This window comes from Fervidicoccus sp., assembly GCF_049967375.1.
Taxonomy (GTDB): domain Archaea; phylum Thermoproteota; class Thermoprotei_A; order Sulfolobales; family Fervidicoccaceae; genus Fervidicoccus; species Fervidicoccus fontis.
The window spans coordinates 19,112-39,539 of record NZ_JBMFSV010000003.1; the positions used below are offsets into that span (position 1 = coordinate 19,112).

21 protein-coding genes and 1 tRNA gene are annotated in these 20,428 nt (G+C 33.8%); 9 read left to right on the forward strand and 13 right to left on the reverse strand.

Annotated features, from left to right (window positions below):
* Positions 1-73: 73 nt before the first annotated feature.
* From ACP5SL_RS01100 to ACP5SL_RS01115, 4 genes are all read right to left on the reverse strand, one after another.
* Positions 74-1,120, reverse strand: coding sequence for a radical SAM protein (locus ACP5SL_RS01100; protein ID WP_193803840.1), 1,047 nt, complete (start codon positions 1,118-1,120; stop codon positions 74-76).
* The gene (locus ACP5SL_RS01105; RefSeq protein WP_014558144.1) at positions 1,120-1,845 is read right to left on the reverse strand and encodes a nucleotidyltransferase domain-containing protein; all 726 of its coding nucleotides are present in this window, start codon (positions 1,843-1,845) and stop codon (positions 1,120-1,122) included. The genes ACP5SL_RS01100 and ACP5SL_RS01105 overlap by 1 nt, the downstream gene beginning before the upstream one ends.
* Before the next feature lie 135 nt (positions 1,846-1,980).
* Positions 1,981-2,475, reverse strand: a complete 495-nt coding sequence (locus tag ACP5SL_RS01110) for a DUF2286 domain-containing protein (protein ID WP_014558145.1) — start codon at positions 2,473-2,475, stop codon at positions 1,981-1,983.
* 97 nt (positions 2,476-2,572) lie between these two features.
* Positions 2,573-3,793 carry a PLP-dependent aminotransferase family protein gene (locus ACP5SL_RS01115; RefSeq protein ID WP_428228056.1) on the reverse strand — a complete coding sequence of 407 codons (1,221 nt, stop codon included), beginning with the start codon at positions 3,791-3,793 and terminating at the stop codon, positions 2,573-2,575.
* 389 nt (positions 3,794-4,182) lie between these two features.
* On the opposite strand from ACP5SL_RS01115, the gene ACP5SL_RS01120 reads away from it, so the two are divergent.
* From ACP5SL_RS01120 to ACP5SL_RS01130, 3 genes are read left to right on the forward strand one after another with little or no spacing between them, the layout of a single operon-like run.
* Complete coding sequence (locus ACP5SL_RS01120; RefSeq protein ID WP_428228075.1) at positions 4,183-5,145, forward strand: ATP-binding cassette domain-containing protein; 963 nt, start codon at positions 4,183-4,185, stop codon at positions 5,143-5,145.
* Position 5,146: 1 nt separating this feature from the next.
* Positions 5,147-5,908 (forward strand): ABC transporter permease, encoded by a 762-nt coding sequence (locus ACP5SL_RS01125; RefSeq protein WP_148683674.1) that lies wholly within the window; start codon positions 5,147-5,149, stop codon positions 5,906-5,908.
* 33 nt (positions 5,909-5,941) lie between these two features.
* Positions 5,942-7,138 carry an acylphosphatase gene (locus ACP5SL_RS01130; RefSeq protein WP_428228057.1) on the forward strand — a complete coding sequence of 399 codons (1,197 nt, stop codon included), beginning with the start codon at positions 5,942-5,944 and terminating at the stop codon, positions 7,136-7,138.
* Between the two features lie 5 nt (positions 7,139-7,143).
* Here ACP5SL_RS01130 and ACP5SL_RS01135 read toward each other — a convergent pair whose 3' ends face one another.
* The 6 genes from ACP5SL_RS01135 to ACP5SL_RS01160 all read right to left on the reverse strand — a co-directional run bounded on the left by ACP5SL_RS01135 (position 7,144) and on the right by ACP5SL_RS01160 (position 12,899).
* The gene (locus ACP5SL_RS01135) at positions 7,144-7,827 is read right to left on the reverse strand and encodes a pantoate--beta-alanine ligase (protein ID WP_014558157.1); all 684 of its coding nucleotides are present in this window, start codon (positions 7,825-7,827) and stop codon (positions 7,144-7,146) included.
* On the reverse strand, positions 7,817-8,638 hold the full coding sequence (gene dph5 / locus ACP5SL_RS01140; protein WP_148683677.1) for a diphthine synthase: 822 nt from the start codon (positions 8,636-8,638) through the stop codon (positions 7,817-7,819). The genes ACP5SL_RS01135 and dph5 overlap by 11 nt, the downstream gene beginning before the upstream one ends.
* A gap of 206 nt (positions 8,639-8,844) precedes the next feature.
* Positions 8,845-8,921: transfer RNA gene (locus ACP5SL_RS01145), tRNA-Lys, on the reverse strand.
* Between the two features lie 83 nt (positions 8,922-9,004).
* Positions 9,005-9,616 (reverse strand): indolepyruvate oxidoreductase subunit beta, encoded by a 612-nt coding sequence (locus ACP5SL_RS01150; protein ID WP_014558159.1) that lies wholly within the window; start codon positions 9,614-9,616, stop codon positions 9,005-9,007.
* 2 nt (positions 9,617-9,618) lie between these two features.
* Positions 9,619-11,520 (reverse strand): indolepyruvate ferredoxin oxidoreductase subunit alpha, encoded by a 1,902-nt coding sequence (gene iorA / locus ACP5SL_RS01155; RefSeq protein WP_428228058.1) that lies wholly within the window; start codon positions 11,518-11,520, stop codon positions 9,619-9,621.
* A gap of 5 nt (positions 11,521-11,525) precedes the next feature.
* Complete coding sequence (locus ACP5SL_RS01160) at positions 11,526-12,899, reverse strand: acetate--CoA ligase family protein (protein ID WP_428228059.1); 1,374 nt, start codon at positions 12,897-12,899, stop codon at positions 11,526-11,528.
* A gap of 95 nt (positions 12,900-12,994) precedes the next feature.
* Here ACP5SL_RS01160 and ACP5SL_RS01165 point away from each other — a divergent pair, with 95 nt between their 5' ends.
* The 6 genes from ACP5SL_RS01165 (at position 12,995) to ACP5SL_RS01190 (ending at position 18,347) form a co-directional block, all read left to right on the forward strand.
* Positions 12,995-13,990 carry an RsmB/NOP family class I SAM-dependent RNA methyltransferase gene (locus ACP5SL_RS01165; protein ID WP_014558162.1) on the forward strand — a complete coding sequence of 332 codons (996 nt, stop codon included), beginning with the start codon at positions 12,995-12,997 and terminating at the stop codon, positions 13,988-13,990.
* Positions 13,969-14,505 (forward strand): hypothetical protein, encoded by a 537-nt coding sequence (locus ACP5SL_RS01170; RefSeq protein WP_014558163.1) that lies wholly within the window; start codon positions 13,969-13,971, stop codon positions 14,503-14,505. The genes ACP5SL_RS01165 and ACP5SL_RS01170 overlap by 22 nt, the downstream gene beginning before the upstream one ends.
* Before the next feature lie 299 nt (positions 14,506-14,804).
* Complete coding sequence (locus ACP5SL_RS01175) at positions 14,805-15,572, forward strand: peptidylprolyl isomerase (protein WP_148683679.1); 768 nt, start codon at positions 14,805-14,807, stop codon at positions 15,570-15,572.
* 347 nt (positions 15,573-15,919) lie between these two features.
* Positions 15,920-17,299, forward strand: coding sequence for a serine--tRNA ligase (serS, locus tag ACP5SL_RS01180; protein ID WP_014558165.1), 1,380 nt, complete (start codon positions 15,920-15,922; stop codon positions 17,297-17,299).
* Entirely contained in the window at positions 17,274-17,864 is a 591-nt protein-coding gene (locus tag ACP5SL_RS01185) for a hypothetical protein (protein ID WP_014558166.1), read from the forward strand. The genes serS and ACP5SL_RS01185 overlap by 26 nt, the downstream gene beginning before the upstream one ends.
* A 24-nt stretch (positions 17,865-17,888) precedes the next feature.
* Positions 17,889-18,347: an HAD family acid phosphatase gene (locus ACP5SL_RS01190; protein ID WP_148683680.1), complete on the forward strand. Its 459-nt coding sequence runs from the start codon at positions 17,889-17,891 to the stop codon at positions 18,345-18,347.
* A 3-nt stretch (positions 18,348-18,350) separates the two neighbouring features.
* Here the strand turns inward: ACP5SL_RS01190 and ACP5SL_RS01195 are convergent, their stop codons facing one another.
* From ACP5SL_RS01195 to ACP5SL_RS01205, 3 genes are read right to left on the reverse strand one after another with little or no spacing between them, the layout of a single operon-like run.
* The gene (locus ACP5SL_RS01195; protein WP_014558168.1) at positions 18,351-18,884 is read right to left on the reverse strand and encodes a hypothetical protein; all 534 of its coding nucleotides are present in this window, start codon (positions 18,882-18,884) and stop codon (positions 18,351-18,353) included.
* Between the two features lie 54 nt (positions 18,885-18,938).
* Positions 18,939-19,805, reverse strand: a complete 867-nt coding sequence (locus ACP5SL_RS01200) for a hypothetical protein (RefSeq protein ID WP_428228060.1) — start codon at positions 19,803-19,805, stop codon at positions 18,939-18,941.
* Positions 19,792-20,427 carry a hypothetical protein gene (locus ACP5SL_RS01205; protein WP_428228061.1) on the reverse strand — a complete coding sequence of 212 codons (636 nt, stop codon included), beginning with the start codon at positions 20,425-20,427 and terminating at the stop codon, positions 19,792-19,794. Before ACP5SL_RS01205 ends, ACP5SL_RS01200 begins: the two co-directional genes overlap by 14 nt.
* Position 20,428: the final 1 nt, after the last annotated feature.

Genomic DNA, 20,428 nt, shown 5'->3' on the forward strand with positions numbered 1-20,428 from the left:
CTAAATAAGTAGATAAAAGAGTTAAAGATACTTGGACTAAACTCTTGAGACCTGACCCATAGGAGGAAAATAATTAAAATAATCTCGACTTATTAACAATAAATCTCTCTCTCGTAGGATGCGCTTCAACTACATATGCTTTTCCTTTCTTATTGATAAGATCTTTTAATTTTTTTAAATCATCTAAATGAAAGCAAAGAGAATCTCTGCATCTTTGTATCAAACCTTCATCAATAAATTTTTCTATCTCAATATCAGTACTTTCTGGCTCTAAAATTCCGAATTTGATTAATCCTCCATCAGCCTTTTCATAAATTTTGATATCATTTTGAGCGGTAATAATAAATCGATTTCTGGTTTGGACGGCATCCTTAAATATAGCAGGACAGAAATGTATAGGTATTTTTAAGCTATGCTTTTTTGCGTATTCAATAACTTTCATGGCGGATTCTCTGCTTCCATTAACAACTATACCGTTATCACTGATAACAAATCCGTTTATTCTTAGATTCTTTATATTTGTCTCATTGGCTTCCAGTTCATTTATATTTAAAAAATCGGCTCCAGCTTTATCAAGAAATTCCGCTAATTTTATCATCCACTCTTCTTTCCCAGGTAAAGAAGGAATTTCGACTCCTACTGAAAGAGAAGTAACTTTTTTTGCAATTACTACTTTCTTTTCTATTCCATCTATCGTAGGATGAATTCTAAGCTCATCCAATCCAGCTTTTTCTAGCTTTTTTAACACATCTTCATTAATTAAAATGCCATTTGTGTACAAATGGATATGAAAATTGCTTCCAAAATTTTGTTTAAGCAATTCGATTATCTTCGTTGTTCTATCAAAAACTATTAAAGGTTCTCCGCCAGTTATACTCGCCGATTTTGCTCCAGATCTTTCTATTTCTTCAAAAATTTCTTCAAAATTTTCAATCTTTCTTTCATTTACATATATCAAATCCTTATTTCTTCTCAAATAGCTTACTGGGCAATAGAAGCATTTTTCATTGCATAAACCTGTTAAAAATATGACCGCTTTGATCCCAGAAAAACATAAGTTGCAACCAACTGGAAGCTTATTTCCATATATAGCAGCTATTTCTGACTTTTTAATGCTCATCAATACTTACCTCTCTCTCTAAGCACCTTCTTTAGAGCAGGATTTTTTTCTGAAGCTTTTAATACGGCATCTTCTATTGGGTCCTCTGGATATAGCTCTATGTTCAAATAAACCCCAGTTCTCCCTTTTTCATCTCTCCTTATCAACACTCTCTCTCTTTCCAATATTGTATCAATGCTTATTTTTAAAAGACTGGCAATTTCTTCTTCTCTACCTATTATAGAGCTCTTCGTATAACCTTCTTCAATAGGTTTTATGAGCTCAAGCTTTTTGTTTACTCCGGGTACTCTCACATTCTTCATAAGTTGCCCATAGTCTATAATTCCCCCAAAAGAATAGAATTCTACTTCCCTCTTCATTAGCTTTGTCAAGGGAAAGCTCACTACTACCTCTTCCTCGGGGTCCAAAATTAGATATGCCTTTGGGGAGTTCGATGGTGTTGCCTGAACTATTCTCTTGAGAACAGGCAAAATCCCAAAAGATTCAAGGGTTAGCTCAATTACATATGAGGGAATGTCTTGCAGGATTACAATATCTACATCACTTTTACTGTGCACATCTCCTCTTGCCACGCTACCGTGCAAAAATGATCTTATGTTCTTAGATTCAAGTATACCCATAATATTTCTAGCTTTTTTTCTTTTCTCGTTTAGAATTTTTAGTTCTTTTTCACCGTATTCAAAGTAGAATTCATCATAATTTTTCGACACTTTCTCTCTTACCATTTTAGTTCACGTTAAGAAACAAAGTATTGCCTAAGATATGGGAGGAGAGGAGAAGGTCCAAAGCCCCGCATCCTTGGCCGCTAGACTACCCGGCTTCTTATCATATATTTAATATAATTCGTTTAATAAAAATTTTTATTCCTTTTCTACGTCTTCGTCCTCTTCTTCTAATTCTTCTGCAATATTTTCTTCTTTTTCTATTTCTTCTAATGTAGGCTTTTTAGTTGTCTCGATCAGCAATTCAGAAAGAAGTTGCGCATCTTCTTCTCTTATATAAGGTGCAACAACAGAAACTCCTCTATCATGATAGCTGTCTTCACTTATTTTCAGACTTTCATAGACTATCAAGTACACAGGCAAGGTTGCAACAAGAGTATCTTTATCTTTTCTCTTTAAGTTATATTCTTTGTACTTTGAAATTACCTCTTTTGGCAGGCTAGATTTTAATTCCACCTCGAAAATATCCCTAAGTATCATGAAATCACTGAAGGAAGGTAACCACTCATTCAATAAAAACTCCTTTCCAGCATTTTTTACAACTTCTTCAAACTCTCCTTCTACTATCTTCTTATCCTTTACTTTTCCTGAATGAGCGTTTATTATAATAAAAGATTGCTTATTTCCGGACATATGCTAACACCAAAAATTTCACGCATTAAAAAAGGGATTATTTTAGGAGTTTAAAAATTATTCGCCAAACAATTTAAATTCAATAAAAAAGTTAATTTTAAAGTCCGCTTGATAGATATTCATCATAAGCTTCTCTCAGTAGCCTGATTCCTTCTTTTATTTCATCTTCAGTTGGCATGCTAAAGTTTAACCTTATAGTATTTAACACGCTGAAGTCATGATAGAATGGTTGTCCAGAGACGAATAGTACTCCCTTTTTCTTCGCATATTCTAATAGTTTTTGTGTGTTAACTTTCTTGTTGTTGAATTGCACATATATAAACAATCCTCCCTTGGGCTTTGTCCAGTGAGCATCATTGCGGAACAGTTCATCTAGCATTTCCAGCATAATGTCTCTTTTCTGTTTATACCATGGAATAGCTATTTTTAAGAATTCTTCATGAATTCCATTTCTGAGCCAGATTGTCGCTAAATATTGAGATATACCAGAGACACCTAGGTCTATGACTTCCTTCGCAGCAAGAAGGGCTTTAACAATTTCCTTGTTTGCAAATACCCACCCTATTCTAAGCCCTGGCGAAAGGATTTTGCTTAAGGTGCTAGTAAATATTACTCTTCCTTCGGTATCTAATGATTTAATCGCAGGTAGTGCTTTTCCCTCATAGCTCAAATAGCAGTAAGCGTCATCTTCAAATATTAGAAAGTCATACTGAGACGCGAGCTCATATAGATGCTTCCTTCTTTCCATTGGTAAGGTTGCTCCACTTGGATTTTGGTAATTTGGAACGGTATACACAAATTTTATTCTTTTCCCTTCGCTTTTTAGCTTTCTTAGAAGAGTTTCCAACTCATCTGTTTTCATTCCGTTTTCATCTTGATTAACGCCAAGCATTTTAGCTTTATTGTACGTAAAAGCGAATATAGCCTCAAGATAAGTTGGTCTTTCAACTACTATATAGTCTCCAGGGTCTACAAGTATTCTAGAAACCATATATAAAGCTTGTTGACTTCCTGACATGATAATCATGTCATCATCTTCAGTTCCCTTAAGAGACACGTACTTTTCCATAAGCTTTCTCAATTCTTTCATTAGTTCAGGGTTTCCCTTTATTGGTGGATATTGTAGCATTGTTTGATATTCTGTCTTAAAGACCTCTTGTACGTATGGAAGGGCTTTGTCTAATGGAAACCTCGAAAAGTTAGGTCTTCCTTCGCTGAACATTATTACCTTTCTTCCCTGTGGTGGTTCTGGAAATCCTGGTACTTCTAGTGATAGAAAGTCTGAAATTTCCTTATTTAAGAACGAATTATAATTCATATAAAATACCCCTTTATTTAGTCATCTAATTATTTTTTAATTTCTTTTATTAATAAATATATCTTCTTTTAAAAAACCTTTTAATAAAGTATCAGACAATTTTAAAATAACTCTAATAAATTCTAATAATACATTACTTAAAAATATTATTTTTTGAAAACAACGAGTATATTTAATATCTATATATTTTTAATTTTAAGAATATACGTAATGACAAATTTGATTTAATTTAATAAATATTTTTTCATAAAAGTTTTATAAGCAAATTTTTCATTTAACTATATTAACGAATAATTTTATTAAAAACAACTGTTAGTTAACGAGTTTCTTATAACAGCTTTAAAGGTGTTTTTTTTACGAAAGCAATTGAGATAAAAGGACTTGTAAAAATTTACGATAAATCGGTAAAGGCTTTAGATGATTTGAGCTTTGATGTAGAAGAAGAATCAATTCATGCACTTTTAGGACCTAACGGTGCAGGAAAAACAACTCTTATACGAATACTTACAACTCAGCTTACCCCTACTAAAGGAACAGCATATATTTTTGGTTTAGATGTTAGAAAGAACCCTCAGCAGGTAAGGGGCATGTTGGGTTACGTGCCTCAGGAAGTTTCATTATGGACAGATTTGACTGGATATGAGAATTTACTTATTTATTCGAAGATTTACGAGATTCCAAAAAGCGAAAGAGTTAAAAGAATAGAAGAAGCTCTAGATTTTATGGATTTAAAAGATGCTTCAAGAAGGCTGGTAAAAACATATTCAGGCGGAATGTTTAGGAGGTTGGAGATAGCAGCAGCTTTAATGGTCCGCCCAAAAATACTCATTTTAGATGAGCCAACTATTGGGCTTGATCCTATCGCTAGAAACAACGTATGGGAAAGAGTTATCTCATATAAAAAAGAATTCGGAACAACGGTGCTTTTTGCTACGCATTACATGGATGAAGCAGACAAATATGCAGATATGATCACGATAATAAATAAAGGCAAGCAGGTAATAAGCGGTAAACCAGAAGATCTTAAAATGATAATTGGAGGAGATAGAGTCACTCTAAAAGTAGACAATAAAGAAAAGGTAAAAGCTATAATTGCTGAAAATTTTGGGATAGATATCATAGAGGAGAATTCTGATGTCTTAACATTTCTAGTAGAAAAATCTCAACTTGTTTTACCAAGAATATTAAGTGCTTTAGAAGCAGAAAAAATAGAAGTCAAAGAGCTTAGAATAAGAGAAGCTTCTCTGAATGATGTTTTCATTAAGCTAATGGGAAAGAGGATTGAAGAAGAGGAGGAAGGAAGAATGAAAGAACTCATAAGTGAAAGGAAAATGATAAGAATGGGTGGATAAAATGAAGCAGGAAAATCTTATCTCTATTTTTGCGATGGCTGAAATGGAGCTAAGAAGAATAAGGCACGATCCTGTAGAAATATTTACCAGAGCAATTCAGCCTATACTTTGGGTTGCTGTATTTGGTAGCGTAATGGCAAAGGTAAGAGCATTTCCCTCTACTGGAGATTACGTCACATTTATATCTCCTGGAGTTATTCTTCAGTCTTCAACATTTATTTCTCTCTCCTACGGAATCATGCTTGTATTTGAAAGAGAGTCTGGTGTTCTAAAAAGGCTATTGTCGTCTCCAATGCCCAGAAGTTATATTGTTATTGGAAGATCTCTTGCAGGAGCATTGCGTTCATCAACACAATATATAATAGTCCTTGTTGCGGCCGCGTTAGTTGGTGCAAAGCTTACAACCGATCCTTTAGATCTTATATTAGGATATTTCATACTGACATTTGCATCAATGGGCTTTACAGCCATTTCAATTGTTATCGCATCAACGCTAAAAACTAGAGAGAGATTTATGGGAATAGTTGGCGCAATAACAATGCCACTGTTCTTTGCGAGCAATGCGCTCTACCCAATTCAGGTAATGCCTAGACCTATCCAGGTAATTTCTTTTGTTAATCCACTTACATATACAGTTTCAGCACTTAGAACACTTTTGGTTCAGAGTAGCTTATATATAGGAAGCGACATGTTGATAATAACAATATTTGTTCTTGTATCGATGTTTATTGCTATTAAATTGTTGCCTAGAATTATAGAATAAATTTTTAAATTGAACTGAAAAAGAGGAGGATTAATGAAAATAGCCCATAGGATAAAAATTGTAGGTGTCGTTCAGGGAGTAGGGTTTAGACCATTTGTTTACAGATTAGCAACTAACTTAAACTTGTTCGGATATGTTGTAAATAAGGGAGGAGCAGAAGTAGAGATATTTATAGAAGGAGAAAAAAGAAATGTAGAAAAATTTACAGAATTGTTAGAGAAGGAGAAACCTCCTCCTGCGATTTTTATAAATGAACATATCAAAAGCAATGTTCTGCACGTACTATATCTGCAACTTCCAGATCTCTTGAATGCATCATCATCTTTAGAGGTATTTAATAAGAACCCTGAAATATATAAGATGGCAACAGATCTGTTTATGTGGTCTCGGAAACTTATGAAGGTTTTAGGTGGTAGGTTCCATAATATTGTTAACATTAGAGTTGGTGGAGTCTACAGCATGCCAGAAAAGAAGGAAGTAGAAGCTTTATCTTCGCAATCAGAAAGAGCTATTACATATGCAAGAAAACTTTCCGAATTCGTACTTGACAACCAAGACAAATTCCCAAGTTATGAGCAAAAAATAAAGCCTTTAGTATTGTGTGACGCTATAGAATATCCATTCATTTCAAGGAATATATGTAGCGATGAAATGAGGTTTGAAATAAGTAAATTCGAAGAGGAAGTAGTACCAGAGCAGGTTCCATACTCGAATTCTCTTAGATATAGGCTTAGAAGCGGAGAAAACTATGTCGTTGGACCGATCTCAAGGTTCAATACTTCTTTTTACAATCTTAGAGGAGAAGTCAGGAGAATGCTGAAGTCTTATGGATGCATGCCGCCGCTGAAAAATATGAGCTATAGCATAGTTGCTAGAATAGCAGAACTTTATGAATTTATCCTAAGAATAACAGATTTTATCGATAATTATAGATATGTTCAAGTAAACGAAAAAAGTTTTGAGATAAAAGAAGGTACTTACTACGGAGCAGTTGAGGCTCCAAGAGGGATCCTTTATCATAGATATACCGTAAATAAGCGCGGACTCATTGAAGATGCAAATATAATTCCCCCAACATCCCAAAACTTGATCTCAATGGAGGCATTTTCAATGTACCATTTGGAGAAGATTGGATTGATAAACAAAGCTGAACAGTTAGAAAAAGCTCATCAAGAAGTTCAGAAAATAATTAGGCTCTTTGACCCCTGCATCTCGTGTTCTGTTCATTAAAATTTTTAAATGCAGAATTTTTTCATAACTTCCAATATAACCTGCGTGCTACTATTTGGATAAAAATCATTGAACCTATTCTTTAATCTTATTACTTCTACATTATTTAAACCTCTTTTTTTAAGTTCTTCTTTTAATTGTTCCTCACCGAACTTTTGGTCTGGTCCTAAAACGATTATATCTGGAGAAACTTCTATAACTTTTTTAAGATAATCATTTTCATCTCCAAGCATTGCCATTTTTACATTTTTGATAGAGCTTACAATTTTTAACCTGGAATTCTCAGGAAAGATTACTTCTCTTCCCTTATTTTTCTTTGCATTAACATCTCTTGAAACTATCACGTATACATCTCCAAGCTTAGAGGCTTCCTCTATCAATCTTATATGTCCTTCATGCAAAATATCAAACGTACCTGTAATGAGGACTTTTTTCCGTTTCTCTCTTTTCCATTCAATTTTTAGTTTCCCTAACCTCGCTAAAGCATCTAAAAGTCCCTCTGCATATGAAATAGTTGCAAGCGAAGTAACAAGATCTTCTTTTTCAAGATAATATTTGGAATCTTCGAGATATAATTTTGCCAGATTTATTAAATCTGACTCCTCTTTGTTCAAAGAAGATTTTTGGCATTCAGTCTGTTCTAAAGCGTTTTCCACCATTTTTATATATGTAGCAATTCTATCTTTCATTTCGTTCAATTGAAAACGCCTCTAAAGACTGTTCTTCCATAAAGTGGAGCTTTCCAGGAATAATAATAGAATTAGGCGGATTAAATCTCATGTTATAAAGGAGACTTATTTTACCGTAATATATCTTCTCATCAGGCCAGCCAAGTCTTTCTAGAACAACAATTTTTGTTTCAGGCGTAATTATCCCTAATCTCTCTTCTTTTTCCATTTCTATTAGTAACTTAATTGCTTCACTAGCATTCAATGGACCTCTCTCCGCGTCTATGTCCAAAAAGAAAAAAGTATGAAGTCCTCTGCTTAAGTTTCCTGATAAAACTAAATAAGGATAAACTGAAAGTATGCCTTCTCTTTTGTAAACGATTGTTGCAGACGGACCGAATTTATAGTTAAAGAGACCAGTAGCTGACATAGCATAGGAAAAAATGTTTATTCCTGGAATATAATTAACCTTGCAACCTTTTTCTTTCGCGTAGTTTTTTAAAGAGAGATGTGTTGTCGCAATAAAAGGATCGCCTATCACTGCCATTGAAATGTTTTTTCCTTTTAACAATAAATCAATAATTTCTTGTCCAGACTTCTCTTCGATATCTCTTCTACTAATAATCTTGAAACGGTCACTTTTTATACCTATGACCTTCATTGCCGCATTAATTTCTGGAAAATAAAAACTAGTATAGCCCTCTAAAAATATAAAATCAGAGGACTTAAGTTTTTTTATCCCTTCTATTGAGATGTGAGAAAGCGATAGCCCCAATCCAACAAAGCTCAATTCTCCTAAGCACTTTCCATTTGTAATTTCATTGTTGGTCATTATTATTGGCACTCCTTAGAATATTTTAGAATATTTATTATTTATTTTGTATTTATTAAGGCATAAGGGAGCAATATGGTCTAAATTTCGCTCATGACGAGTTATTTCAAATCTTCCTTCCAAAAAAGAAATATAACATTGAACTTATAAATCTTCAATCTTTCCTTATAGATATAAAATGTTTAGGAGCCCATCTTCATTTAATGTGGCGGGCCCGCCGGGATTTGAACCCGGGACCAACGGGTTAAAAGCCCGCTGCTCTACCTGGCTGAGCCACGGGCCCATTATATTCTATGTCTTATTTTATCAAATGATGAAAAAAGATTTTTATTTTTTTCTATGTGTTTTTAAACGTAGCTTCAGTTGTTATTGAGTTGAGAGAATTTCTTTACCATAATTCATTCCAACTTCGAGCGCTCTAATATTTAATTCAACATACTTCCTGTCGAACATTTCCTCAATAGATGCTTTTATGCTTTCTTCCTTTAATGGAAAACCAGGAATGGTCAGCGCAATTCCAATAATTGCTGTATTTAAGAGCAAACTATTTTTTAGTTTTTCTGTAAGCTCATTTCCATTAATTATCAGTATTTTTCCATCAAAGGCGCTCTTCATCATTTTCTTTATTTCATTAATATCAGCGATTTTCGGATCAACTGATATGGTCTTAAAAGGTTCTGTCATCAAAGTATTCATTAATATGAGACCATCTTTTTTCATATATTTTAAGTATCTAAGCGTTTCAATTGCTTCAAGCGAGATTAATAGATCGCCCCTCCCAAGCGGTACAATAGAGCTATATACATCTTCGCCTATTCTTACATGCGTAAATACGCTTCCAAATCTCTGACTTAATCCGTGTATTTCTCCTACTCTCGCCTTAATACCTTGTTTGAACGCAGCAAGCCCTATCAAGTTAGCTATTGTTATTACACCCTGACCTCCAACACCTGAAATTATGATGTTATATTCTTTCATTTTTACTCACCTTCGTGTATAGCGTTAAACGGACAAACACTTACACAACTGCCACAGCCATAGCAAAGGTCTTCTTGAATGAATGCCTTTTTCTTATCAGAGTTCCAGGAAATTGCGGGACAGCCAAATGTAAGAATGCATGTTTTGCATCCTGTGCACTTTTCTTCATCTATGACATATCTCTTAAATTTCTGGCCAGATCTTCTCACTCTTGAAGCGTAAAGCAAAGCGCACTCCCTCCTAGCTACTATAACGCTTACTCCGTTAACAGATAGAGCCTTTCTTAAAGCTTGTTCAGTTGCCTTCATATCATATGGATCAACAACCTCAACATAGTCTGCACCCATTGCTTTAGCTATGTCTTCTATTTTTATCTCTTTTCCGTTGTTAGAAATAGAATAGCCCGTTCCGGGGTGAGGCTGATGTCCAGTCATTGCGGTTGTTCTGTTGTCAAGTACAAACAATATGAAATTGGACCTATTATAGATAGCATTTGCGAGAGCAGGTAGACCTGCATGAAAGAATGTAGAATCGCCTATTGTTGCTATAATCGGTTTTTTTGAAGCACTGCCCTCTAATGCCTTGCTTATCCCATGAGCTAGACCTATCGATGAACCCATATGTGTGCTTGTATCAACAAGCTTCATTGGAGGATAGTATCCGAGAGTATAGCACCCAATGTCGCTTGGATATATTCCATTATACCCTGTGACTTTTTTGATTACATAAAAAACGTTCCTATGAGGACACGCAGGGCAGAACACGAGTGGTCTTCTTGGGATTTTAGCCTCAATGTTTTTTTCTATAAATTCTGCCCTTTCAATATCAACTGGCGATTTAATTCCAAAGAACTTGGCCAACGAAGTAACAACTCTATCAGTAGAAAGCTCATAATATCTCGGAACGAGGTCTTTTCCCCTTATCTCTGCTTTAATATTTTTGTCAAAAGCCCAAGTTTTCACCTGCTCTTCTACTACAGGTTCAAGCTCTTCAACTATTATAGCTCTTTCCAAACCATTGAAAAATTCGTTTAAGAGTCCAAATGGTACTGGGAAAGGTGTCCCGAGCTTTAGTATTTTTACATCATTGATATCTAGCCAGCTAAGCGCTTCTTTTACATATGCATATGCTAATCCGCTAGCTATAACTCCTACTTTTGAGCTTTTATCTCCTTCAATGTAATTAAATTTATGATTAAATTCTTCTCTAATTTTTTCTATTCTCTTTAATGATTCCAGTCTAAGAATCCTGGCGTTTAATGGGAGGTTAACAAATTTCTCCGGATTCTTTGAAAAATCACCTGAGGCTCTTTTTCCAGCCTGTGTTCTTTCAGGCAGAGGTCCAAAAACTACTTCTCCTCTCATATGCGAAAGCCTTGTAGTTGACCTCAAAACAACTACAGTATCGAACTTTTCACTCAAGTCAAAAAGCTCTTTCGCAAATAGTCTCGCTTCATCGGGAGAACTTGGCTCAACGATTGGAAGATTAGCTAGCTTAGCAAAAAGTCTCGTATCTTGCTCATTTTGGCTACTCCACATACTTGGATCGTCTGCAACAACTATGACAAAACCGCCTTTAACTCCATTCATTGCAGTGCTCATAAATGCATCTGCTGCAACATTCAGACCAACATGCTTCATTGAGGTCATAGATCTGAGTCCGCTCCATGAAGCACCCAAAGCAGCTTCATAGGCAATTTTTTCATTACTTGAAACTTCTACATATACTCCTGCATCTTTTGCTATAGCAGAAAAAGTGTCTAGAATTTCGCTACTAGGTGTTCCAGGGTATGCAGCAAAAAATGATATATTCCCTTCTAAAGCACCTCTTACTATTGCTTCATTTCCAAGCAAAAAAGCTCTTTTTCCAGCCTCTTTATTTAGAATTATTTCTTTAATGTTCATTTTTTTCACCTATTTTTTGAGGAAATTAAGCTAAAAGAGTAAAGAGCTCTTGCAGCTGAAACTACATCTTCAGGTCTCTCATATGTAGGTATTCCGTTGCTTTCAAGAAACCTTCTAGCATCTTCGCTTACATCTCCTGCCATAAACATCGCTAGGATAGGTTTCTTGACTTCGCTTTCATTAATCGCTTTTACTATGCCCTCTGCATGCTCAGTTCTGGTCATGCCTCCGAATGTGGGAACGACGCAAGACTCTATAATTATGTCTACATCATCATCTTTCAAAAAAGCTTTAGTTGCTCTATAGTAATCATTACCAGTAGCACTAGCTATCATATCAATAGGATTCTTAAGAGATGCCATAGGAGGGAGAAAGGATGAGAGATAGCTTATTGTTTCATCTTTAAGCTTAGACATTTCTAAACCATTTTCCTCTATCAAATCGGAAATTAAAACTCCTGCACCTCCAGCATTTGTTATGACCCCTACTCTTTTCCCTTTAGGAAGTGGTTGCGTGAAGGATCTAGCCATCGACAAAGCTTCATCAATGGTTTTAGCTTTTATAGCCCCTCCTTGCTTTAAGGCTGTCATAAAAATTTCGGCATTTCCGGCAATGCTACCTGTGTGAGAAGATACGGCCCTAGCCCCTGTACCGTATATTCCTCCTTTTAAAGCAATTATAGGTTTTTCTTTTGAGTGCTCTTTCAAAACTTCTAAGAATCTTTTCCCAGATTTCACTCCTTCCAAATATAAAAGTATTGAGGCTGTATCAGGATCTCTTGAAAAATATTCTATAAGATCAGAAAAGTCCACATCGCTCATATTTCCTACACTAACAAATTTTGCAAAGCCTATGTTTTCTTTTATGGTCTTATACACAATACCTCCTCCTAGCGCACCACTTTGAGATATAAAGGTAACGCTTCCTTTCTTAGCTTTTTCTATAAAAGTTGCATTTAAGTCTATTTTAGTGTTCATTACTCCTACACAGTTAGGTCCAATAACTCTCATTCCATAGTCATGGGCAACTCTCACTAGTTCTCTTTCCTCTTCTTTCCCTCTCTCTCCAGTTTCACCAAATCCTGCAGTAATGATTATTATTCCTTTTGCTCCCTTCTCCCCACTTTCAATTACTGCTTGCTTTACTGCAGGTTTCGGTACTACGATCACTGAGAGATCAATTTCATCTTGTATATCTTTAATTGTTTTGTATGCCTTCACTCCCATTATGCTTTCTTCTTTAACATTTACTGGAAAAACTTTTCCTTTGTAAGAAAGCAAATTTTTAAAAACTTGATGCCCAAGCTTAGTTTCGTTGTTACTTGCTCCTATTACTGCTATCGATTTAGGCTCAAAAAAATATCTATAATCAAAATTCACATTTCTCAACTCTAATCAAATTTAAATTTTTTATTTATTAATAATATATACATATTTTTAAAGTTTTAAATTTAACTTTAAATGGTTGATAAATTTTGTATATTAATAAAAAATTATTTGACATTCAAATAACTAAGGAAGCAGTAGAAATTGCCGAAAAATTTGGCATCTCTCCCTTTATGGCTCAAAGATACATAATGTTTATGGGGGATAAAGAGGCAATAGAGTATTTAATTTCTGCGGAAAAGGGAATAGAAAAAAGCTTTAGATGTAACTCTATATTAGTTAAAGACTGTAATGTGGTCGAGAGAAGTTTAACAGAAAAAGGATTTATTTTAGAAAAAACGCCATATTTGAATTACGCTTATTACATAAAAAGAGAGCCTTTTTCCATAGGTTCTACAGTTGAGCATTTGTCCGGTAAGATATACGTTCAAGGAGTCGGCAGCATGTTAGCATCAGAAGTTCTTTCTCCTGTAGAAGACGATAAAGTTGTAGATATGGCAGCTGCACCAGGAGGTAAAACTACTCATATGGCTCAACTGATGAAGAACAAAGGCATTATTTTAAGCATTGATATCAATAGAGAAAGAATATGGAAACTAAGAGTAAATATTGAGAGATTGAATGCAAAAAATGTCTATGTATTAAGGACAGATGCTTTAAAAATAAATGGGCTAGATGAATATTTTGATAAAGTAATGCTAGATGCACCATGCACAGGCGAAGGATTGATTGTATATAAAAAAGAGAGAAAATTCTCAAAAGGCATTGAAGATTATAAGAAAATGATACCTCTTCAAATAAGCATGCTTAAGAAAGCATTTAAACTCTTGAAAAGAGGCGGCAAAATTCTTTATTCTACATGTAGTATAGCTCCGGAAGAAAATGAATACGTAATATCTCAAGTATTGAACGAACTTAAAGATATAGAAATACTTCCTACAAGATACAATGGAGTTAAAGGAAATGAAGGATTGCCAGAATATAATGACATATTTTTTGGGGACGAACTAAAAAACTGCTTGAGACTTTATCCTAATACCGATAAAACGGAAGGGTTTTTCCTATGTCTGATGAGGAAAAAATAAAGTTAAAAGAGATATTTCCTTGTGAAGTTGGAAAGAAAAAAGTAGATGTTTTTTTAAAAAAAGTATTTGGCTATGGAGTAGATAAAATCTTGAACGACTGTTTCATTTTTTATTGCAATGAGAGGAAAAAAAGAAAAGATATCTTCTGCATGTCCAAAGAGCTTGAAAATTTATATGCAAGACTGAAAGAAAACGGTATTTTACCCTACAGTATTGGTCTTTTTTTAGGTTCTATTATGAACAACCGATATAAACCATCACTTCAATTAGGTTCAGAAATTAGCTTAAAAGCGAAAAAACTCGAAAAAGGCATTATATATGTTAAAAATGCAAAAATCAGTTTTGGAAAAACTATAAGTTTGAATGAGATAGCATTGATAAAAAGAAACGAAAGCGGCATATATCTGGTTTTACTTCAGGACGAAACTTTCTTAGGGTGGGGTATTTTAAAGAGAAAAATATTGGTTCCTCTTGCAGACATCGGTCTTTACCTCAGAGGATTTGAATTTTCTTAGAACTTCTTTTATCTTAGAGCATATATTGACTTCCTTGTCACTCTGACCTCCTCCCTGCCCTAAAGGGCGAGGGTTTCAGTTGTAAATGACAAGACCTTCAGTTGTAATAAGGACAAGGTATTTTATGAAGTTAATAAATAAAAAACAACGAATTTCTTAAAAAGATATAAACTCTATTAAATTAAAATTCCATATTAAATAAAGCATTATAACCTATTAGGAAATAATAAAAGCTTGTGTATTTTAGAAAGCATTTAAACAAAAGAAAACAATATAATATTCATATAGAGGTGTATGCAATGCCTTTCAAGGAAAAAGATTTTATATTGATCGATTATACAGCTACTGTTAAGGAAACTAATACAGTGGTTGATACAACAAATTCTGAGAAAGCGAAAGAAAGTAACATCTATGATGAAAATAAAACATATGAGCCAACGTTAGTTATAATAGGAGAAGGGAGAGTAGTCAAAGGTCTGGAAGAAGCGCTACAAGAAATGAATGAAGGAGAGCAGAAAGTAATAGAATTACCTCCTTCAAAAGCTTATGGAGAGAGAGATCCGAATAGGCTTAGAAGAATACCAATAAGAGAGTTTAAAAAAGGCGACGTAGAGCCTGTTCCTGGAAAAGTTGTAGAAATAAATGGCGTACCTGCATTAATAAGAGATGTAACTGGAGGAAGAGTATTAGTAGATTTTAACCATCCTTTGGCAGGAAAAACTATTGTTTACGAAGTTAAAGTGATAAAATATTTACAGAATGACGATGAAAAAGTAAAGGCATTATTGAAGAGGAGGCTAAGACCTAAAAATATCGATGATTATAACATAAAAATATCCAAAGAGGAAGGCTTTGTTCAAATAAAAATACCTGAAACTGAGATGATTAATCCAGATATTCAACTAGCAAAAAGGGCATTAGCTAGAGAAATATTTAACTATATTGAAGGAATTAAAAAAGTTGAATTTATTGAAGAAATAATCGCACCTGAAAAGCCGAAGGAAGAAACTGCTGAGGAAAAAGAAAAACCAAGTGAAGAGAAACCTAAAGAAGAAGCCAAGCAATAAAATTTATCAATGTATTTTTTGCGATATAAGAAATTTTTATAAAATTTGTTGCAATTTAAATAAAGGAATAATAAAAGAATCTGATAATTTTGTCTTGAGATATATCAGTTAATAAAAAACAATATAATACTTTAGCAAGTCAATATAAGTAAAAAATGATATTAGAAATCAACATCTAAAATTCTTATTCTTTAAGAAAAAAACAAAAGTTTAACTTAAAAAGAGTTGTTTTTATAAATATTAATTTAATAAGGATAAAACTTATCTCTTCCCGGGATATTAAATGAACAAAATTTAATACATTGGGCATTTCTTTGTTCTATGGGAAGAGAACGAGGTGTAAATAAATGCCTAAATGGACTGTGCTAGAATATCTTAGAAATAACCCTGATGAATACATGCAAATGGTAAAGAGAAGGGGTCTAGACGAAAGCATTGTGAGAGAGGCTATTGAAATAGATAAGGCATATAGAAGTAAGCTTAGGGAAGTAGAAAATTTAAGAAGAGAACACAACTCCCTAACAAAGGAACTATCTAAAGAGAATAATCAAGAAAAAAAGAATGAACTGCTGAGAAAGGCTAAGGAAATTCTTCAACTTTTAGAGGAAAAAGAAAAAGAAGTAAGCGAAGCTGAGAGAAATTGGTATGATTCGTTGAAAAAACTTCCGAACATTTTAGCACCAGACGTACCTTATGGCACTTCAGATGAAGATAACTTGCCAGTTAAATTTTGGGGCAGGCCAAAAGTCACTACTGACAAGCTTGAGGAATTCAAAAAACAAACCGAAAAGTGGGGATTTAAAGTAGATTTTGATCTTGTAGAAAACAAGAGTTTTATAGGACACGCTGATATGTTGGAAAAAGTTTTAAATATGGCAGATACAAATCAGGCAGCTAAGGTAGCTGGATCCAGGTTTTTCTATCTTATTGGAGATATAGTATGGTTAGATTTTGCTATTAGCCTTTATGCGTTAGATGTTATAACTAGAAAAGGATTCATTCCGATAATACCTCCTTATATGCTTAGAACAGAAGTTTTAGAAGGAGCTTTGGACTATTCTTCTTTTAAAGACATGATATACAAAATTGAAAACGAAGATCTCAATCTTATAGGAACTGCTGAGCACCCATTAATGGGACTTGCATATGATAATCCGATAAGGGAGCAAGATCTTCCCCTTAAACTTGTTGGTTGGAGTCCTTGCTTTAGAAGAGAAGCAGGCGCAGGCAATAGAGATTTAAAAGGAATTTTCAGAGTCCATCAGTTTCATAAAGTTGAGCAATTTGTGTTTGCCCATCCCGATAATAGCTGGAAATTCTTAGATGAAATGGTAGCAAATACTGAAGAAATACTTCAAGGCTTAGGTCTACCATATAGAGTAGTTAATGTGGTGAGTGGCGAGCTTGGATTGCCTGCTGCAAAGAAATACGATATTGAAGTTTGGATGCCCGCACAAGGAAAATATAGAGAAATTGCTAGCATTAGCCAGGTTTTGGATTGGCAGGCTTTTAGGGCTAACTTAACGTATATCAAAGCAAGCGATGGAAGAAGAGAGTACCTTCATACATTAAATGGCACTGGAATTCCAACAACTAGGGCTATTTCTGCAATAGTAGAAAACTTTCAAGATGAAGAGGGAAATGTCGCAATACCTTCTGTACTGAAGAAATATTTAGAAAATATTCCAGGCGCACCGACTGATGTCCTTAAGCCAAGAAAAAGATAAAATATTTATTGGTATAGATTTATCTGCTAAAGAGAACAAACCTTCTCCAATCTGTATATTTTTCTCTTTAAGCCGTACTTTTAATTTCTTCACCATTCACAAGAATGAAGAGATAATTAACATTATTGATAGCTTATACGGATTGAAAAAAAGAACGAAGATATACGTTCTATTTGATTCCCCCCTCTTTTCAGAAAGTGGAGTAAAATTTAGATCCATGGATTTAATAGCTCTTAAATTGGGCGGAAAGCTTCTTCCTCTTTCTTTTAAGTCAATAAAAGAACTTGGCCAAAGAGGCGAATTGTTGTCTCATCAGCTTTTATCAAAGTATAAAGAACTGGTTATTTTTGAAACTCATCCATATACCGCTTCAAAAATTCTTGGCTATAGTAACACAAAACAACTTTCAGAAAAGCTATTAGGCACTTCACTGAATAAAGGACTTTCGGATGCTTTTGCTTGTTGCATAAGTGGTATCATCTTTTTTAAAATTGGAGGAATTGCTATAGAAGACGACTATTCACACTTCACGATGATTTTTCCAAAAAATATTTCAAGCTCTTAATTCAAAAATAATATGATGTCTCAATTGGATTGTTGCATTATATTTGACATCGATGGAGTAATTATTGATAATACCGAAAGAATTGAAAAATACGGATTAAATGAAAATAAAGAAGATTTCTATTCTGATAGATTAATGGCTTTTGATAAACCAAGGGAACTCGGAATAAAATTGCTTGAGGAGAAAAAGAAAGTAGGAAAAATTGTTATAGTAACTGGAAGACCGGAGAGAGTTAGAAAGAAAACGACACAGGAGCTTTCTAGTTTTGGCGTTGAGTTGAAAGAGATAAAGATCATTTTCAGACCTAATAACATAGATAAAATAGAAGAGTGGAAAGTAAAGAAAATCCTTGAGCTGAGAGACTCAGGTTGTAATATATGTGAAGTTCATGAAGACTCCGAAGAAGTCATTTATATGTTGAAATATAAAATTAAAGGAACAAAATTCTTTTTGCATAAAGGAAATAAAGTAGAATCCATATAAGGATCAGCTTATGCTCTTCCACTTTCTATTCTTTGCATCAAAGTAAATCAAACCTTCTTTTAAAAGCTCAAAAAAGAGCTCCTTAAGATCCCCAATCTTTTCAGCCGCGCTTGAAGGATCACTATCGCTAATGCTTGAAAGTTTTTCTAAAAATTCTTTCCATTTTCTGGGGTAGATTAAATATCTATCCTTGGTCCCGATAACTTCTATAGCACCTAACTTCTTTATTCTATCTGCTACGAAATCTTTATCTTTTACTCTAGCAAGATCTTCTGATTCTTTTAAATAACCTTTGTTTCTTAGTTTATCTAAAAGCATGTTTATCTGTTCTATTTTTCCAGATGCTTCCTTGCTTCTTCCAAATACGTTTTCAATTTCATTAATTTTTTCCCTCAGTTCTTCGATCTTTTTTTCCAGTTCAGAAACCTTCATTTCTAAAATATCCATTCTTTTGATGATTTCCTCTATCTCATCATTATGTGTTTCTTCTTCCTTTTCGCCCTTCAAAAAATCTTTGAGCGTCTTTTTTGCTTTCATTTTTTCTCATTCCAAGTTTAGCTATAGGTAATTTGAAAAGTTTCTATTTGAAGATCAGAATTGGGGAAAGTTAGATTTTCTCATTATATTATTTGATTTGCATTTATAAAAATAAAAAAATAATGTTAAGGCGACGAGATCCGATAAAGATCCCATAGAGCATAGTTCATCAGGACTTTTTTCTTCGCAACAACTTCTTGCACAACTTTCCGAGCGTTCTAATCCGTACTTCCTATAGACTATATAATCGTTATATTTACAACAAAAACTGCGAAAAAGCTTATCAATTTCTTCCGATGTAGGGATAGAACAGTGCTCTTCTTTTATAAGCTTTTCAGCTTCTCTTATGGAGTTTGTAAAGCATGTTGATGCTTCTTGGCTAACAGGATCAAATATGTTCAGTCTAAGAAAGTCTATGAGTTTTTTATCATCCCACTTTTCATAATTGGTGAAAACATCTGTGAGTGATGGATAAAGAGAGGATGAGAATCTATGCAGAAAACTCGAGTTAGTAAGCATCAAAGATTTGAAGTAAATACTCGGCTTGATTGAAATAAGATATGAAAAAGCACCTTCCCCAATTTCATTTAAGTCTCTTTTGTTTTTTAAGATTATTGACGCAGCATTAAAAAAGATTAAAAACACCGTTCCAAAACTTGTATTGGTTCCCGTCTTTTCTATTATGCTTTTCATTGATTTTAGAAAACCCTCTCCTAAATCAGAATTAAATCTCAATATATTGTCTATTAAAATATCACCTGATAGAAATCCTATATATATGTAATCCTGTAGCGTCTTATCAAGATGATCTTTCATCCTAGATACATTTCCTCCTATTCCCCATCCAGTTGGCTCAAGCATCATAGATAAAGAGATAGAAAATTTCACATCATCGATCATTTTTCTTTCAATTTTTTTCATACCCCTCTATCATCTCCTCTATAAATTTGATATATGAAAGAAGTCTCTCATTCTCAGTTGTCCTCCTTATATTAGAGAGTAATCTTTTGATGTAATTTATTTCCTCACTATCGGAAATTCCTAAATACAGCCTGCTATGACTTATTATAGTCTCAATCAGTAAATTTACAGGTCTATATGGAGGAAGCAGATTTTCAATTTTTATCCATACATTTTCTTCTATTGAAAGCTTTAAGTAAATCAACCCATCTTTCAAAGTTATTTCCTCGATAGTCGTAGGGATAAGAAAATAGCTACGATTTGTATGAGGGGGGACCTTTTTTCCCTTAACGATTTTTAACTTTTTTAAATAGAAAAGCTGAAAGATCTCATCAAATGAATTAGAATAATTCAAAGTAATTATATCGCCAGCTTTAACTTTTTTCTTTTCAATTAAAGAATAAATATAACTACCAGGGAAAAGCCTGGCAGTACCCTTGAGATGCTCAGTATCTAAATATACTCCTAGAAAAAAAGGGTGATTTGTTAGCTTGTTTAATACTGCTATAGACTCTGTATATGTTTTATCTATATTATCTAAATTTTTTATCAGCCTATCAATTGCAATTTTTTTCCAAGCCAAA